The sequence below is a fragment of the Methylobacterium soli genome (assembly GCF_008806385.1).
Classification (GTDB): domain Bacteria; phylum Pseudomonadota; class Alphaproteobacteria; order Rhizobiales; family Beijerinckiaceae; genus Methylobacterium; species Methylobacterium soli.
The window spans coordinates 1-21,684 of the sequence record NZ_VZZK01000005.1; the positions used below are offsets into that span (position 1 = coordinate 1).

Genomic DNA, 21,684 nt, shown 5'->3' on the forward strand with positions numbered 1-21,684 from the left:
GCAGGAGGTGGCCGCGCGGGGCGGGCGCATCATCCTGGTGGGGGATGCCAAGGGGGCGGCGCAGGCGGGCCTCGAGACCATGGCGACCCTGACGATGCCCGACCTCGATCCGACCGTCGCCCCCATCGTCTACGCGGTGCCCCTGCAACTGATCGCCTACCACACGGCCGTGGTGATGGGCAAAGACGTCGACCAGCCGCGCAACCTCGCCAAATCGGTCACGGTGGAATAGGAACCCCGTCCGGCGGAATAGGAATTCCGCGCCGGTGGGGTGAGCCGCCCCGCCCCGGATAGGGGCCTATGCCGCGCCAAACTCCGGTGATCCCGTTCGATCGGCGGAGCGCAGGGTCGCGACTGGGTCTCGACGAGGCCACGCATCCGGACCTCGCGACATGTGGGGCCCCGCGCCACCGCCGGGCCCCTTCGGCGACGGCCCGACGGGAATCGATGGCCCGCCCGTGCTCGCCCGGCGAGCGTGCGCAGGCATCAGGGTGCGATTTCGTTCCAATCACAGCGCGATGAAACGCGAATACATCGAAATACCCCCATCATCATCCGTTTTCTCGGATGCTTTGCAAAGCGATTGAAAGCACGATTGACCGAAGGATTTTGCAATTCTGCTGTCCGGAAGATGATTGAATGCTGGCCGCGCGTTGACGATGGTCATCGTGGCAAGCGTTCTTTTTTCGGAATTGTCCGTCACCGCGTTTGATTGCAAGTCATTCCAAGAAATTCGGCGATCCGACTTTGGGCCGGCTCTCCCGAGAGATGCCCGGCGATTTTCGCTGCAGCCGTTGCCGCTGCACTCCGACCAAGGATGAAGGGAGCGCACCATGATCACAGTGAACGGAGATCTCTCCGATTGGACATCCGCCGACCGCCTCAACCCTGCCGGAACCACCGCGGCCGGATACGAGCTTTACGGCAATCTCAGTTCGGGCACGCTCTCCTTCGCGATCAAGGCACCGACTGCCATCGGGTCCTCGACGACGATCTGGCTCGATACCGACAGGAACCAGACGACCGGTTACAAGATCTGGGGAACGTATGGCGGCTACGATTACAACATCAACTTCGTGAACGGCGTGCCGTATCTCTACACCGGCGCGGATGGACAGAACCTCGTCAGTCCCACGCCGCTGACCGCCGCCTTCAACGCCGACCGCACCATCGTCGAGCTGACGCTGCCGAGCCTGCAGGTCGGCACGCCGACCGCCCTCAACGTCCTGGCCGACGTCAACAATGCGGTCTTCCTGCCCGGAGACTACTCGGCCAGTCCCTACACGGTGCGGGACGCAGCCTCGTTGCCCCCGGTGGCCGATACCGGCACGAAGGTCGGCATCGTCTACTCGGCGACGACCGCGGCGAACTACTTCAGTCCGACGGCCTATTCGCAGCTCTTCATGGCAGCCCAGAACCAGGCCGCTGCCGCGGGCGTGCCCTACGACCTGCTGACCGAGGCCGATCTCACGAACCTGACCAAGCTTGCCGCCTATGACACCCTGATCTTCCCCTCGTTCCGGAATGTCCCGGCGGCGAATGTGGCGGCGATCACCGATACGCTGACGACGCTCACGAAGAACTATCATGTCGGCCTCATCACGGCCGGCGACTTCATGACGAACGACGCGAACAATGCCGCCCTCCCGGGGGATTCCTACAGCCGCATGAAATCGCTGCTCGACGTCAGCCGCGTCGACGGTGCGAATGCCGTCAACGTGAATGTCACGGCCGCGCCGACGACCAATCCGGTGATGGCCGGCTACACCGCCAACGAACTGATTCACCAATACAACAATATCAGCACGTCCTACTTCACCAGCACGGACGGACTCGGCACGACCCTCGCGAACCAGAACGTGAACGGGGTGAATCAGATCGCCGTGATGGCGACGCAGACGGGCGGACGCAACGTCCACTTCGCGACGGACGGCATGCTCGCCGACAACAACATGCTGGGCCATGCCCTGGACTGGACCACGCAGCCCACGGCCGGTCCGGACCTGAGCCTGCACATGAGCCGCAACAAGGCCATCGTGGCGTCTCGCGTCGACATGGACCAGGCGATGGAGACCGCCGACGTCAAGCCGGATTCGGGCCCGGGCATCTACGACAAGCTCCTGCCGATCCTGACGCAGTGGAAGCAGGCGTATAATTTCGTCGGATCCTACTACATCGATATCGGCAACAACCCGGCGGAAGGCCAGAGCACGGACTGGACCCTGTCGAAGACTTACTACAACGCCATGCTGGCGATGGGCAACGAGATCGGATCCCATTCCTACACGCACCCTGAGGACACCAACATCCTCAACCCGACGCAATTTCAGTTCGAGTTCCAGCAATCCCGCCAGGTCATCGAGCAGCAGCTCGGTCTCTCGGGGATCGGCGTCGCGGTCCCGGGCGCGGTCGAGACCATCGCCACGGCCCGGCAGATCGCCCAATACTATCCCTACATGACCGGAGGCGCCTCGCTGATCGGTGCCGGCTATCCCGGCGCGATCGGCTACCTGACGCCGGCTGATACGAACGCGGTCTACATCGCGCCCAACACCTCCTTCGACTTCACGCTGGTGGGCTTCCAGAAGCTGACCGCCGCGCAGGCGGAGGCCGCCTGGGCGAAGGAATGGGGCGCGTTGACGGCCCATTCCGACCTGCCGGTGGTGGTCTGGCCCTGGCACGATTACGGCCCGACCAACTGGCTGACGGATGCGGCGGATGCCGGCTACACGACGCAGATGTTCACGGACTTCATCGCCCGCGCGGCGCAGGCGGGCTCGGAGTTCGTTACGCTCGCCGATCTGGCCGGGCGCGTCGCGTCCTTCGAGAAGTCCAATCTCAGTTACAGCTTCGACGCGGCCGCGAACCTGCTGACCGCCACGGCCGCGAGCGGGGGCGGGAGCCTGGGCGAGTTCGCCCTCGATCTCGGACCCGGCTACACCATCCGCAACGTCGCCAACTGGTACGCCTACGACGCCGACAGCGTCTTCGTCCCCAAGGCGGGCGGCACGTTCAAGATCGCGGTGAACGGCGCGGCCGACGACGTCACGCACATCACCAAACTGGCCGATCGCTCCGAACTCCTGTCGCTCACGGGCGACGGCACCAACCTGGCCTTCTCGATCGTCGGAGAGGGCCATGTCCTGATCGACCTCAAGGGCGGCACCGGCACCACCCCGCAGGTGAGCGGCGCGACCGTTGCGAGCCTGACGGGTGAGATCCTGGACCTGCAGCTCACGGGCCTCGGGCAGCACGATGTCAGCGTCACCCTGACGGGAGCGCCTCCGCCGCCGCCGACGCCCGGCCCCATCGTGGGCACGGCCGGCAACGACACGCTGACCGGCACGGCCGGCAACGACCGCATCGATGGCGGCCTCGGCGCGGATCAGATGACGGGCCTCGCCGGCGACGACACCTACGTGGTCGACAATACCGGGGACCGGGTGATCGAGGCCGCGAATGCCGGCACCGACGCGGTGGAGAGTTCCATCACGTACACGCTCGCGGCCAATGTCGAGAACCTGACGCTGACCGGAACCGGTGCCATCAACGGCACCGGCAACGCCCTGGCCAATGTCCTGACCGGCAATAGCGGCGTGAACACCCTGAACGGGGGCGCCGGCGACGATCGTCTCGACGGCAAGGCCGGGGCGGACCGGATGACGGGCGGGGCCGGGAACGACACCTACGTGGTCGACAACACGGGCGACGTGGTGACGGAGGCGTCGGGCGGCGGCACCGACAAGGTGGAGAGTTCCATCACCTATACGCTCGCGGCCAATGTCGAGAACCTGACGCTGACCGGCACGGGCGCCATCAACGGCACCGGCAACGCCCTGGTGAACACGCTGGTCGGCAATGCGGGCGCCAACCTGCTGAACGGCGCCGGCGGCAGCGACACCCTGCAGGGGCTCGGCGGCAACGATACCTTCATCTTCCAGACCGCCCTCGGGACGAACAATGTCGACCACATCGTGGACTTCGCCCCGGGCGCCGATCATCTGCAACTCGCGCGCAGCGTCTTCACGACCCTAAGCGTCGGGCCATTGACCGATGCCGCATTCAAGGATGTTGCCGCCGGTGCTGTCGATGCCAACGATCGGATCCTCTACGATCACAACACCGGGACCCTGTCCTACGATCGGGATGGCAGCGGAAACATCGCGGCGCCCGTGGTCTTCGCGATCCTGGACAACAAGGCGGCGCTGACGCATCTCGACATCATGGTCGTCTGAGATGGGCGCGGGCGCCGGCGTCCGATTCGCCGTCGCCCGCTCCCGCCGCGCCCTGCTTGTTCCGGCACCCCGCGCGGCGCGATCGCGCCGCGTATCGCCGTGGCCGCTGCCACGCGCGACGGCGAGGGCCGAGAGCCGGGCTCAGGCATTGTCTGCGTAGTACCAAATTTCCATGTTGGTGCTTAAGGCAACATCGAAGTATTAGTATTTATTGAGACGCTTGTACCCCCGCGTCGGATATGCTCAAATTCTGAGTGCAAAGTCTTCGCTTCACCCAGCGCAGGACAGGCATCCGGTCCCAACACCAAGATCTACGCGACACGGACATCTCGGTCCGTAGTCGGCTGCGCGTGCGAGCGAGGACATCGGAATGGCGACGGCGGACACGTCACCCGAACAGACCCTGCTGACGGATCGCCACGCGCTGTCCGGCCGGTCGGCCTGGATCGGCGACCTGTTGCTGCCGGACTGGCGCCGGTTCGTGCCGGAGACGATGGCCCTCGTTCTGCCGCTCGTCTATATCGACGTCTTCTTCCTGAACGCTGACGGCTTCGCGTCGATCTACCCGCGACCGTTCTGGATCCCGGTCCTGCTGATCTCGGCGCAGTACGGGCTCGCGGGCGGCATGTTCGCGAGCCTGGTCTCCACTATCGCTCTCTACTCGATCGCCTTGCCGCCGCAGCTCGCGACGCAGGATTTCTACGATTACTCCCGCATCGTGGTCGCCGAGCCGGCCGCCTGGCTCACCGCCACCCTCGTCCTCGGCGGCCTGCGCAGCCTGCACATGGTCCATGCCCGCGAGCTGCGGGAGCAGCTCGACGAGGCGAACGCGATGGGCGACGCCGCCGAGCAGGCCCTCGCGGTCGCCCTCGGGGAGATCAAGCGGCTCGAATTGCGCATCGCCGGCGACACCCACGCGATCGGCGGTGTCGCCCAGGCGCTGGCCGGGCTCGATGCACGATCGGGTCCGCAACTGATGGCGAGCTTTTCCGAAGTGGTCCGGCAGGTGGTCGGCGCCTCCACCCTGACGCTCTATCGCGCCGACCGGGGGGGCGCCACGCCGCTCGTCCGGATCGGCGGATCGGGCGACCTCGACGCCGCGCCGGCGCTGAGTTCCGAACTGGTCGACGCGATGGTGCGGGGGCGCCGGACGATCCGCGCGGATGAGCGCGGCGCGGACCATCTGCTGCCGCGCGGCGGCACCATCGCGGCGCCGATCTGCGCACCCCACGACGCCGTGGTGTGGGGAATCGCCCTGGCGGAGCGCCTCGACGGCGATCGCGACCTGTCCGGCGCGGCCCTGGCGATCCAGAGCGGCGCGCGCGGGCTCGCAGCGCTCATCGCGGGCAACGCCTCCATCGCGGGGCCGGCACGATGAGCCTCGGGGTCAGCGAGACCGGCCTGGGCGGCGTGCAGATCCTTCCGATCGGTCGGACGAACGCGCTTCGCAACGCCTTCCTGGCGGCGGCCGGCGTCAGCGCCGCGCTGCAGACCGGGCTGGCCTTCGCGCTCGCCCGTGCGCTGATCGGGCCGGCGACCTTCCTGGTCGCGCACGTGATCCTCTGCGGGGCCCTCCTGGGCACCGCCATCGTGGCCCTGCAGCGGTCGGAGGACGGCTCGAACTTCCTGCATCTCGCCCTCTGGAGCACCATCGGCGGACCGTACGGGGCCGTCATCGCGGGTGGCCTGCTGGCTCTCGATTGGCATCGCGCGCACCAGCCGGCGGATTTCGGCGACTGGCTCGACCTCGCCGCGCAGGACGGCCGCCCGCCCACCCGCGGGCGCCTGTGCAACGCCTATCTGGACGGCCGCCTGCGCATTCTGGGCGCCAGCGGCACGCGCCCGCTCGGCGAGATCCTGGCCGCGCAGGGCCGCGAGGAGAAGTTCGAGGCCCTGAGCATCGTCGGGCGACGCTTCGACCCGTCGCTGACGCATGTCGTGCGCGCCGCGCTGCAGGACGCGGATCCGTCGGTCAGGGTTCTGGCCTCGACCGTGATGGCGAAGCTCCAAACCCAGTTCACGCGCAACCTCCTGGCCGTCGAGGCGGCGGCCCTGCGCAAGCCCGGCGAGGCCTCGGTCTGGCTGGATCTTGCCCGGGCCCATCTCGGCTACGCCCGAACCGGATTGCTCGAGCCGTCGCAGGCCGCGGCCGAGCTGATCCAGGCCGCCGCCGCCGGCGAGCGCGGCCTGCGCGCGGCCCCGCATTGCCCGCTCGCGGCGGCCGCGCACGCCGCGCTCGCCGGCGAGATCGCCCAGTCCCAGGACGAGATCGCCCGGATCCAGGACGCGGCCGGGTTGCCGCGCCGGACGGTGTCGCCATGAGCGCCGCGCACGACGCAGCGATGTCGGATGTCTGCCTCCTGATCGAGGGGGGCTACCCGTATCTCCTCGGCGGCGTCTCCTCCTGGACGGATGCCTTCATCCGGGCCTTCCCGGAGCGCAGCTTCAGCGTGGTCGCGCTGATCACCGCGGATCAGGAACGCGTTCGCCGGTTCGAGCCGCCCCCGAACCTCGTCTCGGTGACCGACCTTCTCCTCGATCGGAGCCCCGCCGGCGGCTTGGGCCTTGGCGCGGGAGCGCGCATCGCTCAAGTTTCCGCCAGCCTGCGCGCGGTTCTGACGGATGGCGGCGGCGCGGCCTGGTCGGCGCTGATCCGCGACCTCGAGGAGACCGGCTTCGGCGAGCGGGCGCTTCTCAATTCCCGTCACGCCTGGCGCGCCATGGAGCGGATCTACGAGGAGACCCTGCCGGGCGCGCCCCTGGTCGATTTTTTCTGGACCTGGCGCGTCCTGGTGAAGGGGCTGCTCGCGATCGCGACGGCCCCCGTCCCGCCCGCCCGGATCTATCACGCGGTCTCGACCGGCTATGCCGGATTGCTCGGCGCGCGGGCCCGATGCCTGACCGGGCGCCCCCTCGTCGTCACCGAGCACGGCATCTACACCAACGAGCGCCGCATCGAGCTCTCCATCGCGGATTGGATCTACGATTCCGCGGCCTGCGGCTTCGATGCCGCCGGCCGGGCGCCCGAACTGCGCAAGATCTGGCTCCGGGCCTTCGGGGCGATGTCGCGCATCGCCTACGACACCGCGACCTGCATCACCACGCAGTACCGCACCAACCAGGAGTATCAGATCCAGGACGGCGCCGAGTTGGGGAAGCTGCGCATGATCCCGAACGGGATCGACGTCGACCAGTTTCCGGAGGTGCCCGCGCCCGCCGAGCCGCGCCGTCCGACGGTCCTCCTCGTCGGGCGGATCGTGCCGATCAAGGACATCCGCACCTTCATCCTGGCCATGGGCATCCTGCGCCAGTCGGTCCCCGATCTCGACGCGCTGATCATCGGCCCGGACGACGAGGACCGGGCCTACGCCGCGGAGTGCCGGAATCTCGTGCAGCAGCTGAAGCTTCAGGGCTCGGTCCGGTTTCTCGGGCGGGTGCGGGACGTGAAGGAGCATTTCGCCCTGACGGACGTCCTCGTCCTGACGAGCATCAGCGAGGCCCAGCCGCTGGCGCTCCTCGAGGCGGGGGCGGCCGGCGTTCCGGCCGTCGCCACCGATGTCGGCTCCTGCCGCGAGATCATCGAGGGGGGGGACGCCTCGGAGGAACCGGGCGGCTTCGTGGTCCGGGCCTGCGACCCGCCCGCGACGGCCGCGGCCCTCGCGGAGATCCTGCTGCAGCCCGACCTGCGGGCGCGGATGGGCCGGGCCATGCGCGAGCGCGTGCGCCGGATCTACAACCAGCCCCGGATCACCCGCATGTACAACGAACTCTACGATTCCCTCGGCGCGCCCGAGGCGGTCGGCGGGCGCGCAGAGGCACGAGGAGCCGCGGCATGGCCGGCATAGGCTTCACCCTCGAGCGCATGACCTGCGGCCGCTCCCTGAGCAGCACGATCGGCGCCTACATCTACGCCGCCTTCCTGGTTGCCGGGCCGTGGATCTTCACGGTCATCAGCATCGGCGGCATGAGCCTGGCGACCTGCAGCAGCGAGGATTGCCCGGACCTGCAGGTGTTTCGCTCGGTCATCATCTACAATTCCTTCGTCTGCGCGATCCTGTCGAGCCCGATCGCCTTCGTCTGCACGCGCTTCGTCTCCGACCAGATCTGGATGAAGCGCTACGAGAGCGTGACCTTCGCGTTCGTCGCGGGCCTGGTGCTGTTCTCGGTCTGCGCCCTCGCCCTCGCGATGCCGTTCTACGCGTTCGCCACCACGCTCACGGGCATCGAGGTGCTGTCGGCGCTCCAGAACCTGATGCTGATGGGCGCCGCCTGGCTTCTCATCCCGTTCCTCGGAGCCCTGCGCAGCCACGTCGCGGTGACCTTCGCGTTCGGGCTCGGGTCGGGCGTGATGATCGGCTCGATCCTGCTCGCGCCCGCCGCGGAGCCGGTCCACCTGCTCTTCGCCTTCAATGCTGGGCTGTGCCTGATCGACTTCATCCTGACCTGGTGCCTCGTGCGCGAGTACGGCCTGCGCCTCGTGCCCGATCCGGCTTTGCTGCGGACCGCGCTGACCTATTGGGAGCTTCCCCTGATCGGGCTGACCTACGCGCTCGGGCTCTGGATCGACAAGCTCGTGATGTGGACGTCCTCGCCCGTCGGGATCGTCCGCGTAGCCGGCGCCCTCGACACCATGCCGAATTACGACACGCCGATGTTCTGGGCGCAGCTCGCCGCGATCCCGATCCTGGCGGTGTTCTTCGTGCATGTCGAGACGAACTTCTTTCGCCTCTGCCGCGAATTCTATGGAAGTCTCGCAAACCACGTCAGTCGGCGCCAGTTGATGCTGATGATGTCGCGGCTCTACCGCTTCGTCATGGCGAAGCTCTTCGGGCTCTTCGTCGCCCTCACGGCGATCGGCCTCATCGCCATCCTCACGTCGTTCGTCGCCATCGAGCCCCTCGGCCTGCGGGCGAGCCAGATGGGCATCCTGCGCGTCGCCCTGACCGGCATGGTCTTCCAGACGAGCGCGATGTTCTGCTTCGTCTTTCTGCTCTATTTCGACCTGAAGCGGCAGGCGCTGCTGATCTCGCTCACCTACCTGGTGACGAATGGCGGGTTCACGGCGGCCCTGTTGCCCCTCGGATTCCCGTTCTTCGGCTACGGCAACATGCTCGCCTCGGCGACGACGTTCCTGGTGGCCCTGCTCGTCCTGGGGCGCGAGCTTCCCTGGCTGCATTTCCACGTCTTCGTCACGAACAACACTTCGCTGCATCCCGCCGCTGTCGCGGTCCGGCCGCGGCCACGGGCCTTGGGGCTTCGCCTCAGGCGCCCCCGCGCGGCGCAACGTCCGGGGAGCGCGTGATGCCGTCGCGTCGGAATGCTCTGCGCCTCTTCGGTCTCGCCGGCGCGGCGACGCTCGCCGCCATCGGCTGGCGCAGCCGGGCACAGGGATTGGGTGGCGCATCCTCCTGGTGCGTGTTCTACGGCGAGGATGTCGACCCGGCGGTCCTGAAGGGGTTCGACATCGTCGTGCTCGATCCGGGCTTCAAGGGATCGATCGAGGCGGTGACCGCGCAGGGCTCAAAGGCGGTCGGCTATCTCAGCCTCGGCGAGATCAAGCGCGACGGTCCATTCTTCGCGGCTCTCGACGACCCGTCCGCGATCCTGTCCGAGAATCCCCACTGGCCGGGCACCTATCTGGTCGACGTGCGAAGCCCCGGCTGGCATCGGTTGATCCTCGACGTCGCCGTCCCGCGGCTCCTGGCGCAGGGCTTCACGGGCCTGTTCTTCGACACCCTCGATACGCCGCCCCATCTCGAGCAGCTCGATCCCGAGCGCAACCGCGGCATGCGCGGCGCCGCCATCGCGCTGGTTCAGGCGATCCGCCGCCGCCATCCCGCCACGACGCTGGTGATGAACCGCGGCTACGCCCTGCTCCCGGACCTCGCCGACGACATCGACGCCCTCGTGGCCGAGAGCCTGCTGACGACCTTCGACCCGCAGACCCGGGCTTATCGCTGGGTCGACCCGCGCACCGTCGAGCTGCAGATGCTGGCCCTGCGCCCGCTGCGGGCGCGGGCGCATCCCCTGTCGATCCTCAGTCTCGATTACTGGGATCCGGCCGATTCCGCGACGATCCGCACGATCTACGACCGCGAGCGCCGCCTCGGGCACGTCCCCTACGTGTCGACCATCCTGCTCGACCAGCTCGTGCCGGAGCCGCAATCGTGACGCCTTCCCGCGGCCCGGCCGCGGGCCCCTGCCATCCCAACTGCCGAGGAGAGAACCATGTGGCGCAATAAGAAGGTCGTGGTGACCGGTGCGGGCGGCTTCATCGGAAGCCATCTCACGGATGCCCTGGTGCGGGCGGGCGCGGACGTCACCGCGATGATCCGCTACACGTCGAGCGCGCGGCTCGGCAATCTCGAGTTCCTGACCGACGACGTGCGCGGCGCGCTGCGCATCGCGGCCGGCAATATCGAGGACAGCGATTTCACCTACCGGGCGCTGGAGGGCCAGGACGTGGTCCTGCACCTGGCGGCCCTGATCGCCATCCCGTATTCCTACGAGGCGCCGCGCAGCTACGTGCGGACCAATGTCGAGGGCACCCTGAACGTGCTGGAAGCGGCGCGGCGCGGCAGCATCGGCCGCGTGGTCCATACCAGCACCTCCGAGGTCTACGGGACCGCCATGCGGGTGCCGATCGACGAGACCCATCCGCTCCAGGGGCAGTCGCCCTACTCGGCCTCGAAGATCGGCGCCGACAAGATCGCGGAGAGCTATTACCGCTCCTTCGGCACGCCCGTGGTGACGCTGCGGCCCTTCAACACCTACGGGCCGCGCCAGAGCGCGCGCGCCTTCATCCCCACGATCATCTCCCAGGCCGCGGCCCGCGACGAGATCCGCCTCGGCTCCCTGACGCCGGAGCGGGACATGACCTTCGTGACCGATACGGTGCGGGGCTTCATGGCGGCAGGCGCGATGGAGGGCATCGACGGCACGACGATCAATCTCGGGACCGGCGAGACCTTCACGGTGGGGTGGTTCGCCGCCCGGATCCTGGCCCTGATGGGCCTCGACAAGCCGATCGTGAGCGAGGAAGCCCGCATGCGCCCGGAACAGAGCGAGGTCCTCAAGCTCGTCTCCGACAACGGGCTCGCGCGCCGCACCCTCGACTGGACGCCGCAGGTCGACCTCGATGAGGGCCTTCGCCTGATGATCGACTTCGTCCTGGCCAATCCGGGATTCTACCGGACGGATCGCTACGTGACCTGACCGCGCCCACGAGCGCCACCACGCGAGGACGCGCGGGCCACTGGCGCCGCCGGCGCGTCCTGCCGCGCGTTCCATCCAGGCGCGTATGTCGTTCGCTCTTGCGATATTTCGGTTGAGTAATCGACTGCGATCGATGTCTGATTTTATACGATCAATAATCTCATATCTTCCGGACTAGTACTTATTCACGAATATTAAACTCGATCTGTTCCCCTACTATACCGATGTATTTGATTTCCTGAACGCCGACATCTGCGTTCGCCGTTCAGGGTTCGGCCGGTTTCGATCGTGCGATTTCGCCCAGGAGAGCACACATGAAGCTCGACACCTCGATCACTCAACGCGTCGACCTCCATGCCCGGCTGAACGGCGCGGGCACGGTCGGCTATCTCGACGCGATGGTGGCCGACGCCAAGTCGCGGCGCGCCGCCCCCGCCGTCGCCGTGACCCAGGCGGTCATCATGGCGGGCGGCAAGGGCACGCGGCTTCACCCCTACTCGGCCCTGTTTCCGAAGCCGCTGATGCCCCTCAACGACATGCCCATCCTCGAGCTTCTGCTGCGCCAGCTGAAGAATGCCGGCATCACCGACGTGATCCTGGCGGTGAACCATCTGAGCCACCTGCTCGAAGCCTTCTTCGGCGACGGCTCGCGGCTCGGCCTCAACATCCGGTATCGCCTGGAGGATCGCCCGCTCGGGACCGCGGGCGCCCTCGCGAGCATGCTCGACGAGCTCGACGACACCTTCTTCGTGACGAACGGCGATCTCCTGACCACCCTGAGCCTGAAGCGCATGATGCAGGCGCACCGCGCGGCCGAGGCGGATTTCTCGATCGGCGTGTTCGAGCGCGAGGTGAAGATCGATTTCGGCCTGATCGAGCTCGACGGCCGCGACCGGATGATGGCCTATCGCGAGAAGCCGACGAGCAGCCATTTCGTCAGCATGGGCGTGTATCTCGTCAACAAGGACATCATCGCCGACCACCTCGCGGTCGACGAATATCTCGACATGCCAAACCTGGTCCTGAAGGTGAAGGGCAACGGCGGGCACGTGCACTGCTTCCACGAGGATTGCATCTGGCTCGATATCGGCCGGCCCGACGACTTCGCGCTGGCGCAGAAGATGTTCATCGAGAACCGCGCCCTCTTCCTGGAGCCTTGAGCGGATGCGCCGGGTTCTGCTCAGCGGCTCCGGGGGATTTCTCGGGCGCAGCCTCCGCGAGCACCTGCGGCGGGACGGGGTCGAGATCGCCAGCATCGGGATCGGCCCCGCGCACCATCCGTTCCACTTCGCCGTGGAGGCGGGCGGATGGACCCGGGATTCCTGGGCCGAGGCGCTGGAGCGCACGCAGCCCGACACGGTCTTCCACCTCGCCGGCATCGTGCGCGGTGACGAGGACGAGATCCGCCGGGTCAACACCACCCTGGCGCTCGACTTGACCGCGGCCCTGCGGATGACCGGCTTTCGGCCGACCCTCGTGGTCGCGGGCAGCGCGGCCGAGTATGGCGAGGCCGTCATCGACGGGTTGCCGGTCGCCGAGGATGCCGTCTGCGCTCCGGTCACGCCCTACGGGCAGACCAAGCTCGCCCAGACGCGGGCGGCGCTGGCCTTCGGCGCCGAGGGGCAGTGCCGGGTCGTCGTGGCCCGCATCTTCAATCCGATCGGCCCGGGCATGCCGGGCCACCTGGCGCTCGCGGATTTCGCCCGGCAGATCGCAGGTTTCGAGCGCTCCGGCGCGATCCTGCGGACGGGCGATCTCGATGTCTGCCGCGACTTCCTGGACGTCGCGGACGTCGCGCAAGCGCTCATCGCGCTCGCCGGCAACCCGGCGGCCCAGGGGGTGGTCAATATCTGCAGCGGCGTGCCGACGTCCCTGCGCGGGCTCGTCGAGAGCATGATCGCGGCCTCGGGCAAGCGCATCGAGATCGTGATCGATCCGGCCCGCCTTCGGCCCGGCGAACGGCGCATCGTGATCGGCTCGCCCGAGCGCCTGGCCGGATTGGCGGCCCTGGCGCCCCCCCGGGACCTGCACCGCCGGGCCGCCGACATCCTGATGGCCCTGCACTGAGCATTCCGCGCTGAGATGGGGCCGGTTCGGCGGCGCTCGCCTTCCGCCCTCGGCCGCGAACGCCCTCTGCGGGCCCGTCCTCACGCCCCCCTGCAAAAGCCCTGAAGGGCAGGCCTCCCGCCTATCGCCAGGCGCCGGATGGCCGACGCGCGCCGGCGGCGTTCCGGTTGCTCCCGGCACCGTCGGGGGTTGCCTGGAAATGCGGCCGGAAGAACAGGCTCCCGGGGCGCTCCGTGCCGGTCGGGCGCGGCTGGAAATACGGATCGAAAAAGGTCCCGCTTTCCTGGCGACGATGCGCGGGCTCGAATACGCTGCGATTATCAGACATCGTCCTGCCTCCGGCTCGCGCGGCCTTCCGGAAAGGTCTTCAAGATCAGGGTAAGATGAAATTTCGTCGATCGCACGCGCGATTGACGGATATAATACCGAATACCTGCCATTTCCCCGCCGCCTCCGCAGCCGCAACGGTTCGGCACCGCGCGCAACCTGCCCGGGGCGCCCTGGTTGCCGCGCGGGTCGCGTCATCAATCCGCGATCACGCGAGGGCGTCGCGCTCGGCCTTCAGGTGGGTCGTCAGCCGCTCGGCGAGCTGGCTCGGCGGCCTGCCGGCCGGCCGCAGCAGCATCGTCTCGATCGGGAGTTCGGGCCGGAACGGCCGCAGCGCGATCGGCAATCCGGTCAGTTCCCGCGCCGGGAGCGGATCGACGATGGCAAGCCCCAAGCCTTCCGCCACGAGGCCGCAGCGCGCCGCCGTGTACTGCGCCATCAGGGCGAAGCGCGGCGCGATGCCGCGACGGGCGAAGGCCGCCTCGACCGCCTGCTGAAAGGCGCCCGCCCCTCCCGAGATCAGGGGCTCCCCCGCGAGATCCTCGACCGAGAGGCTGCGCTTGCGGCTGAGCGGATGGCGGCGCGGCACGGCGCAGACGGCACCGATCGTCAGGAACGGTTCGGCCGCGACGCCGCTATGGCCGGATCGCGGCCGGGCCAATCCGATGTCGCACTGGCCCGACGCGGCCCAGGACCAGATCGTATCGGGGTTGGGCACGTGAACCGAGACGCGCACGCCCGCGCATTCCAGGCTCAGGCGCCGGATCGCGCGGGGCAGCAGCCGAGCCGCCAGCGACGGCTGGCAGGCGACGCGCAGGAAGCCGGTCCCGCGGTCCCGGATCTGGCGCGCCGCCTGGCGCAGGTGATCGAGCCCCGCATAGGTCTGCTCGACCTCGTGCGCGAAGGCCGCACCCTCCTGGGTCGGGACCGCACTTCCGTGCCCGCGCACGAAGAGGAGAAAGCCGAGTTCCGCCTCGAGTTGCGCGATGGCGCGGCTGATATGGGGCTGCCCGATCCCGAGCGCCGCCGCGGCCCGGGTCATTCCGCCATGCTGCAGGACCGCCCGAAAGAGGTCGAGATGCGCCGGGTTCATCATGCCTGATCTGTATGAAAACGACCAATCCCGGCATTTGACAGCATGGGGGCTCGAGGGTGTCAATGAGCAGGCGAGGCGGAATCGTGCATCCGCGCCCGGCCTCGCCCCCGTGATCTCCTTGTCAGGTCCGCCGGCCGATGTTCCCGCTCCTCATCCCCTCCCTCCTCGCGGCTCTGGCCGGAATCAGCATCGTCGTGCAGCAGGCCTTGAATGCGAGCCTGCGGGGCGCCTTGAGCTCGGCGGTCTGGTCGGGCTTCGTGAGCTATCTCGTCGGCCTCCTCTGCATGGGGGTCCTGGCCGTCGCCTCGCGCGATCCCGTCCCGTCCGCGATCGTCGCGGCCCGCATCCCGTGGTGGGGCTGGAGCGGAGGCCTGTTCGGCGCGATCTTCGTGGGCCTCGCCATCCTGCTCGTCCCGCAGCTCGGGGCCGCGCGCTTCATCGCCCTGCTCGTCGCGGGCCAGATGCTGGCGTCGGTTGTCATCGACCATTTCGGCCTGCTGGGATTGGCGCAACGCGCCCTGGACCTGCCCCGCCTGCTCGGCGTCATCCTGCTCACGGGCGGCGTCGTGCTGATCCGCCGCTAGAGCCCTCTCCGCCGAGATGACGGGCTCTGCCTCAGGGCGCGCGTCGCATCGAAGACTCTCGATGGCGCCGGGCGGCCGGGCGCCCTAGGCTGCGGCGGGCTTGGACCATCGGCCACGATGGCGGCGCGCTCCGGGCCCTGCGGGATCCGGGGCGATGTTCCGCCCCGAGGGTGACGCGTCACGCATTCCGATCAATCCGCAACGCGACCGGGACAGGAGCGCCGCAGATGCCGACCTACGCATTCTCGACCGCGATGGAATTGACGCCTGAGCAGCGTGCGAAGATCGTCGCGCGCGTCACGTCGATCCATCAGGTGGAGGCAGACGCCCCGCGCTACTTCGTGCAGGTGATCTTCTACAAGGTCGAGCCGGGTTCGATCTTCATCGGCGGCGAAGCGGCACCCCCCGATCACGTCTGGGTGCGGGCCGACATTCGATCCGGAAGGACCAACGCGCAGAAGGCGAAGATCCTTCAGCGCATCATGCGCGAGACGAGCGAAATCCTCGGTATCTCGGACCAGTCCGTCTGGGTCTATCTCTCGGATATCCCGGCCCAGGGCGTCCTGGAGTTCGGCAACGTCCTGCCGGAACCGGGCGGCGAGGCGCAATGGCTCGCATCCCTGCCGGCTTCCTTGCGCGAGAAGCTCCTGCGGACGGGCTGATGGCGGCAGGCAGGCGCGGCTGCCTCCCCGATGCGCGGGCAGGCGACGGACGGAAGGGATTTGCTGCCCGCCCGTTCAGGTCTCGCCCGGCTCAGGCCGCATCCTCCTGCAATGCCGCCGTGATCCCGTCGGCCCGGTCGAGCCCGGGCACGGCCGTGATTCCGCCGTCCTGCAGCAGCGCCGAGATCGAAGCCGCCGTCATGGGTTTTGCCAGCAGGTAGCCCTGCACCTCGGAGCAGGCGTCGTCGGCCAGCATTTTGAGCTGGTTGACCGTCTCCACGCCCTCGGCCGTGACGGAGAGGTTGAGCGCCCGGCCCAGGCCCAGGATGGCCCGCACGACGTCGCGGCCGCCGTCGCGATCCTCCATGTCGGCCACGAATTGCCGGTCGATCTTGATCACGTCGAACGGGAAGCTGCGCAGGGAGCTGAGGGAGGAATAGCCCGTCCCGAAATCGTCCATGGCCAGCCTGATGCCGAGCCGCTTGAGGCTCTCGAGGGCCGAGCGGGCGAGATCCGCGTTCTCCAGGAGCACGCCTTCGGTGATCTCGATCTCGAGCCTGCGCGGATCGAGGCCGGATTCGGCGAGCGCCGCGGTGACCATCGCGACGAGATCGCCGTTGCGGAACTGCGCCGGCGAGACGTTCACGGAGACGCCGATGCCGCCCCACGCGGCCGCGGCTCGGCAGGCGGTGCGCAGCACCCATTGGCCGAGCTCGACGATCAGGCCGCTCGCCTCGGCGAGCGGGATGAAGTCGCCGGGGCTGATCTGGCCATGCTCCGGATGGGCCCATCGGACCAGGGCCTCGACGCTCTGGATCGCGTGGGTGCGGGTGGCGCAGCGCGGCTGGTATTCGAGGAAGAACTCCTCGGCGGCGATGCCGCGGCGCAGATCGTCGATCCGCGTGCGGCGGGCGAGGATGCGGTCATTCGTGGCGGCGGTGTAGAAGCTGTAGAGGCCGCGGCCGCTCTGCTTGGAGCGGTACAGGGCCTCGTCGGCGCTGCGCAGCAGCGCGTCGGGGGTCAGGCCGTCGGCGGGCGAGACCGCGATGCCGATCGACACGCCGACATTCAGTTCGCCCCCGGCATGGCGGATCGGCAGTGCCACGACGTCGAGCAGCCGCTGGCAGAAGCGCTCGATCTCCTCGTCGGCGAGATCGGGTGCCACGATCACGAATTCGTCGCCGCCGATGCGCGCCGCGAGTTGGTCGTTCACGAGGGAGCGACGCAGGCGGTCGGCGGTCTCGCCCAGCACCTGGTCGCCGACATGGTGCCCGAAGGTGTCGTTGATCGGCTTGAAGCGGTCGAGATCGAGATACAGCACCACCACGCGTCCGCCCGGGCGGGCCAGGGCCGTGGCGAGGTAGGAGGCGAGGCGCACCCGGTTCGGCAGGGCGGTGGCGGCGTCGTGCTGCGCCTGCTGCTTGGCGTCCTCGTAGGCCTCCGCGAGGGCGACGTCGGCGGTGACGTCGGAGGCGAACTTGACCACCTTGAACGGGCGCCCGTTGAGGTCGAGGATCGGGTTGTAGGTGGCCTGGATCCAGATGTCCTGGCCATCGGCGCCGACCCGCTTGTAGCGGCCCGCCAGGAACGTGCCGCTCCGGAGGGTCTCCCAGAACTGCGCGTATTCCTCGGTGGCGGCGTAGGCCGGCTCGACCAGGAACTCGTGATGGCGGCCGATCACCGCCTCGCGGGCATAGCCCAGGACCTTGAGGAAGTTGTCGTTGATGTCGGTGATCAGGCCATCCATCGAGAAGGTGATCACGCCCTGCGACTTGCCGATGGCCGCGATCTGCCCGTTCACGTCGGCCTGCCGCAGCTTCTCGCGGGTGATGTCGGTGGCGTATTTGACGACGCGGAACGGGCGTCCGCTGAGATCGCAGATCGGGTTGTAGGTGGCCTGCAGCCAGATCTCGCGCCCTTCGCGCCCGATCCGCTTGTACTCGCCCGATTGGTGCAGCCCGGCCGCGAGCTGCGCCCAGAACGCCGCGTAGGCGGCGCTCGCCGCCTCCTCCGGTTCCACGAACATTCGGTGATGGCGCCCCACCACGTCGGCGAGCCGATAGCCCGTCCGCGCCAGGAAGTTGTCGTTGGAATCGAGAATCGTGCCGTCGAGGGCGAGGGTCACCACGGATTGCGCCTTGTGAATCGCCGCGATCTGTCCCTGGTGCTCCGCCTGCCGCAGCTTCTCCTCGGTCACCACCGTGGCGAACCCCACGACCTTGATCGGACGTCCGTCCATGTCGAAGATCGGGTTGTAGGTCGCCTGGAGCCAGATCTCGCGACCGCCCTTGCCGGTGCGCCGGTACTGCCCCGCCTGATGCGTCCCCCGCGCCAGCGCACGCCAGAACGCGGCGTAATCCGCCCCATGTGCGTAGGCGGCCTCGACGAACAGGCGATGGTGGTGGCCCACGATCTCGTCGAGGCGGTAGCCCATGGCCTCCAGGAAGGCCGCGTTCGCCTCCAGGATGATGCCGTTCATGTCGAACGTGATCACCGCGTGGGATTTGTAGATGGCCGCGATCTGCCACTCGTAATCGGCCTGCCGCAGCTTCTGCTCGGTGACCAGCGTGGCGTATTTCACGATCTTGAAGGGCTTGCCGCCCATGTCGATGATCGGGCTGTAGGTGGCCTGGAGCCAGACGGCGCGCCCGCCCTTCCCCAGGCGCTTGAACTCGGCCGAGGCGTGGCGCCCGGTGGCCAGGCTCGACCAGAAGGCGGAATATTCCGCGCTCTCGGCATAAGCGGGCTCGACGAAGATGCGGTAGTGCTGGCCGACGATCTCCTCGGCGGTGTAGCCCATCGCCGCGAGAAATAGCGGGTTGGCGCTGAGGATGCGGCCGTCGAGATCGAAGTGGATCACGGCCTGGGACTGGTTGATCGACCGGACCTGCCCGCGCTCCTCGGCCCGCTCGCGCTGCTGTGCCGTGATGTCGGTGGCGATCTCGACGATGTCGCGCAGCCGCCCGGCCGGGTCGAGCCGCGGGCGGTAGGTGCTCTTGAGCCAGAGCTCCGCCCCGTCCCTGCGCAGGCCGCGCCAATCCACCGTCACGCTGCGGCCGCGCCGGAGCCGGGCCCAGAGGCCGTCGAGCCGGCCCGCATCGGCCGCGTGGATAAGGGTGCCGTAGGGCTGGCCCGGGAGTTCGCCCGCCTCGTATCCGAACAGGGCCCGGAAATTGGCGTTCTCGCGCAGGATCGTGCGGTCCGCCGCGATCACCGCCACCAGGAAGATCTCGTCGACGGCATCGAGCTCCACGGGCGTGGCGCCGGTCGCGGGTGCCTCCTCCGGCATCCCGCCGGCGGTGAATGTCTCCTCCTCCGTTCCGCCGGTTCGAGTGGTCAGCGCAGCGGCTCCGGAGATCTCCGTCTGCGCGAGACTCCGCAGGGTCTCGGTCAGCACCTCCGGATCCATCCCGTCGAACGTCTCGGCGTCTTGCATCATCACCCCGTCGAGGCGCGCGTGGCCCTCGCGCGTATGGCCGACCAGGACCATCGCGTGCCCCGGAAAGCGGCGATCCGCTGCCGGGCCGCGCCGCAGCACGGTGACGCCGCGGTGGCGCTGATCCCGCCGGATCCGCCCGAAGATGGCCGCGACCGCCGCCTCCGACCCCTCGATCACCTGCGCGAAGCGGCCCCGGTGGAGCGCGATGGCGCCGGTGATGCCCCAGGCGGCATTCCTGCGCCGCGATTGCGCGACGAGCGCGGCCAAGTCCGCGACACGCTGCTCGACCGATCCCTCAAGGGCATTGCGGCTGACGAACACCAATCGGTAGAGCGGACCATCCGTATCGGCGACAGTGTGGGAGGGCGCATCTCCCTCTGATCTCGGCGCGCCAAGCATCGTGACCCCTCGAATAGTTCTGCCGGCTGCTCCGCTGGCTGTCATTTACGATCGCGCAGAGCCGGCTCGCCTACGGACATCTGTCAAATCATCTCGATCCGGCGTCACGGTCTTCCGCGGCTTAGTCTCAATCGTTGTTGCTGGAACATGCCTCTGTTCGCTGAATATTCGGTTAAGCGCGTGTGCCTCGACTTGCTCGTCACAGTTGAGTAAATTCGCAGTATTCGATCTTTTCGGTTGTGATCACGTGGATCGTTCGACCATCCGCTCCGGATCTGCGTCAGCGCGGATGCGTCGAAAGCGCCAATCCGTGTCATCGGCCCGGATCGCGGGCGGCGCCCTGTCGTGCTTCGGGCCGGCCGTCATCGGGTGCGGTCCGTTGCCCCACCCCGCGCTCCTGCCCGGCTTTTGCGCACCGCCAAGCAATGCCGGGCTTGTCCGGCGCCCGCGGCGAAGGATTCGGACCTTCAAAGCGGCGCATCGAGGGCTTGGCCCGCGATCCTGCGCCGCCGGGCCTTCGCGGGCCCGGAGGACGAAGGAGCGGGCCCAGGCTCGGCCGGTGCGGGCGTCAGGCGTTGTCGCCCCGGATCGCGGCGATCACCGCGTCGGTGACCTGACGGGTCGTGGCCTTTCCGCCGAGATCCGGGGTGTGCAGGCTCGGGTCGGGGGTCACGCGCTCCACCGCCCGCATGAGCCGGTCGGCCGCCGGCTTCTCGCCGAGATGCTCCAGCATCTGGCAGGCGGTCCAGAACGTGGCGATCGGGTTGGCGATGCCCTTGCCGGTGATGTCGAAGGCCGAGCCGTGGATAGGCTCGAACATCGACGGGTAGTTGCGCTCCGGGTTGAGGTTGGCGGTCGGCGCGATGCCGAGCGAGCCGGCGAGCGCCGCCGCGAGATCGGACAGGATGTCGGCGTGCAGATTCGTCGCCACGATGGTGTCGAGGGTCTCCGGCTTCATCGTCATGCGCATCGTCATGGCGTCGACCAGCATCTTGTCCCAGGTCACGTCCGGGAAATCCTGCGCGACCTCGGCAGCGATCTCGTCCCACATCACCATGGCGTGGCGCTGGGCGTTCGACTTCGTCACCACGGTCAGGAGCTTGCGGGGCCGCGACTGCGCCAGCCTGAAGGCGAACCGGATGATCCGGTCGACGCCACTGCGGGTGAACATCGCGACGTCGGTGGCGACCTCGTTAGGATGCCCCTGGTGGACCCGGCCGCCGACACCGGCATACTCGCCCTCCGAGTTCTCCCGCACGATGACCCAGTCGAGCTCGGGCCCGGTGACGTGGCGCAGCGGGCTGGTGATGCCCGGCAGGATCCGGGTCGGGCGGACATTGGCGTATTGGTCGAAGGGCTGGCAGATCGCGAGGCGCAGGCCCCAGAGCGTGATGTGGTCGGGCACATCCGGCGCGCCGACCGCGCCGAAGAAGATCGCGTCGTGGTCCTTGATCTTCTCGCGCCCGTCCGCGGGCATCATCACGCCGTGCTTCTTGTAGTAGTCCGAGCCCCAATCGAAGTGATCGAACTTGAAGTTGAAGGTTCCGGCCTTGTCGGCCAGCGCATTCAGGGCCTCGATGCCGGCGGCGATGACCTCGACGCCGATGCCGTCCGCGGGAATGGCGGCGATGGTGTAGGTTTTCATGACAGGTCTCCTTGA

General features: G+C 68.2%; 15 protein-coding genes and 1 pseudogene. 12 read left to right on the plus strand and 4 right to left on the minus strand.

The genetic code is table 11. The features are described from left to right. Positions 1 to 232 (plus strand): annotated as a pseudogene (locus F6X53_RS06080) (glutamine--fructose-6-phosphate transaminase (isomerizing)); the annotation flags it as partial. 276 nt (positions 233 to 508) lie between these two features. Here F6X53_RS06080 and F6X53_RS32210 read toward each other — a convergent pair. Continuing rightward, entirely contained in the window at positions 509 to 667 is a 159-nt protein-coding gene (locus tag F6X53_RS32210; RefSeq protein ID WP_191970720.1) for a hypothetical protein, read from the minus strand. 166 nt (positions 668 to 833) lie between these two features. Between F6X53_RS32210 and F6X53_RS06085 the strand changes: the two genes are divergently transcribed. The 9 genes from F6X53_RS06085 to F6X53_RS06125 all read left to right on the plus strand — a co-directional run bounded on the left by F6X53_RS06085 (position 834) and on the right by F6X53_RS06125 (position 13,517). Then, positions 834 to 4,235, plus strand: coding sequence for a polysaccharide deacetylase family protein (locus tag F6X53_RS06085; protein ID WP_150998277.1), 3,402 nt, complete (start codon positions 834 to 836; stop codon positions 4,233 to 4,235). 370 nt (positions 4,236 to 4,605) lie between these two features. After that, positions 4,606 to 5,613, plus strand: a complete 1,008-nt coding sequence (locus F6X53_RS06090; protein WP_150998279.1) for a hypothetical protein — start codon at positions 4,606 to 4,608, stop codon at positions 5,611 to 5,613. Next, positions 5,610 to 6,557 (plus strand): hypothetical protein, encoded by a 948-nt coding sequence (locus F6X53_RS06095; protein WP_150998282.1) that lies wholly within the window; start codon positions 5,610 to 5,612, stop codon positions 6,555 to 6,557. Before F6X53_RS06090 ends, F6X53_RS06095 begins: the two co-directional genes overlap by 4 nt. Then, positions 6,554 to 8,080 carry a GT4 family glycosyltransferase PelF gene (gene pelF, locus F6X53_RS06100; protein ID WP_150998285.1) on the plus strand — a complete coding sequence of 509 codons (1,527 nt, stop codon included), beginning with the start codon at positions 6,554 to 6,556 and terminating at the stop codon, positions 8,078 to 8,080. Before F6X53_RS06095 ends, pelF begins: the two co-directional genes overlap by 4 nt. Then, complete coding sequence (pelG, locus tag F6X53_RS06105; RefSeq protein ID WP_150998288.1) at positions 8,068 to 9,537, plus strand: exopolysaccharide Pel transporter PelG; 1,470 nt, start codon at positions 8,068 to 8,070, stop codon at positions 9,535 to 9,537. Before pelF ends, pelG begins: the two co-directional genes overlap by 13 nt. Next, complete coding sequence (locus tag F6X53_RS06110; protein ID WP_150998291.1) at positions 9,537 to 10,406, plus strand: glycoside hydrolase family 191 protein; 870 nt, start codon at positions 9,537 to 9,539, stop codon at positions 10,404 to 10,406. The genes pelG and F6X53_RS06110 overlap by 1 nt, the downstream gene beginning before the upstream one ends. A gap of 57 nt (positions 10,407 to 10,463) precedes the next feature. Continuing rightward, a complete protein-coding gene (locus F6X53_RS06115) occupies positions 10,464 to 11,450 on the plus strand; it encodes a GDP-mannose 4,6-dehydratase (RefSeq protein WP_150998294.1) in 987 nt (328 codons plus the stop codon). Positions 11,451 to 11,764: 314 nt separating this feature from the next. Then, the gene (locus F6X53_RS06120) at positions 11,765 to 12,610 is read left to right on the plus strand and encodes a sugar phosphate nucleotidyltransferase (protein WP_238296504.1); all 846 of its coding nucleotides are present in this window, start codon (positions 11,765 to 11,767) and stop codon (positions 12,608 to 12,610) included. 4 nt (positions 12,611 to 12,614) lie between these two features. Next, positions 12,615 to 13,517, plus strand: a complete 903-nt coding sequence (locus F6X53_RS06125; RefSeq protein ID WP_150998297.1) for an NAD-dependent epimerase/dehydratase family protein — start codon at positions 12,615 to 12,617, stop codon at positions 13,515 to 13,517. Positions 13,518 to 14,052: 535 nt separating this feature from the next. On the opposite strand, the gene F6X53_RS06130 is transcribed toward F6X53_RS06125, so the two are convergent. Further along, positions 14,053 to 14,940 carry a LysR family transcriptional regulator gene (locus tag F6X53_RS06130; RefSeq protein WP_150998300.1) on the minus strand — a complete coding sequence of 296 codons (888 nt, stop codon included), beginning with the start codon at positions 14,938 to 14,940 and terminating at the stop codon, positions 14,053 to 14,055. Between the two features lie 137 nt (positions 14,941 to 15,077). Here F6X53_RS06130 and F6X53_RS06135 point away from each other — a divergent pair, with 137 nt between their 5' ends. Together F6X53_RS06135 and F6X53_RS06140 are read left to right on the plus strand one after the other, a co-directional pair. Continuing rightward, on the plus strand, positions 15,078 to 15,524 hold the full coding sequence (locus tag F6X53_RS06135; RefSeq protein WP_150998302.1) for a DMT family transporter: 447 nt from the start codon (positions 15,078 to 15,080) through the stop codon (positions 15,522 to 15,524). A 227-nt stretch (positions 15,525 to 15,751) separates the two neighbouring features. Further along, the gene (locus F6X53_RS06140; RefSeq protein ID WP_150998304.1) at positions 15,752 to 16,186 is read left to right on the plus strand and encodes a tautomerase family protein; all 435 of its coding nucleotides are present in this window, start codon (positions 15,752 to 15,754) and stop codon (positions 16,184 to 16,186) included. A 91-nt stretch (positions 16,187 to 16,277) separates the two neighbouring features. Here F6X53_RS06140 and F6X53_RS06145 read toward each other — a convergent pair whose 3' ends face one another. Continuing rightward, on the minus strand, positions 16,278 to 19,946 hold the full coding sequence (locus tag F6X53_RS06145) for a PAS domain-containing protein (protein ID WP_244965534.1): 3,669 nt from the start codon (positions 19,944 to 19,946) through the stop codon (positions 16,278 to 16,280). Between the two features lie 646 nt (positions 19,947 to 20,592). Further along, the gene (locus F6X53_RS06150) at positions 20,593 to 21,669 is read right to left on the minus strand and encodes a tartrate dehydrogenase (RefSeq protein ID WP_150998310.1); all 1,077 of its coding nucleotides are present in this window, start codon (positions 21,667 to 21,669) and stop codon (positions 20,593 to 20,595) included. Positions 21,670 to 21,684: the final 15 nt, after the last annotated feature.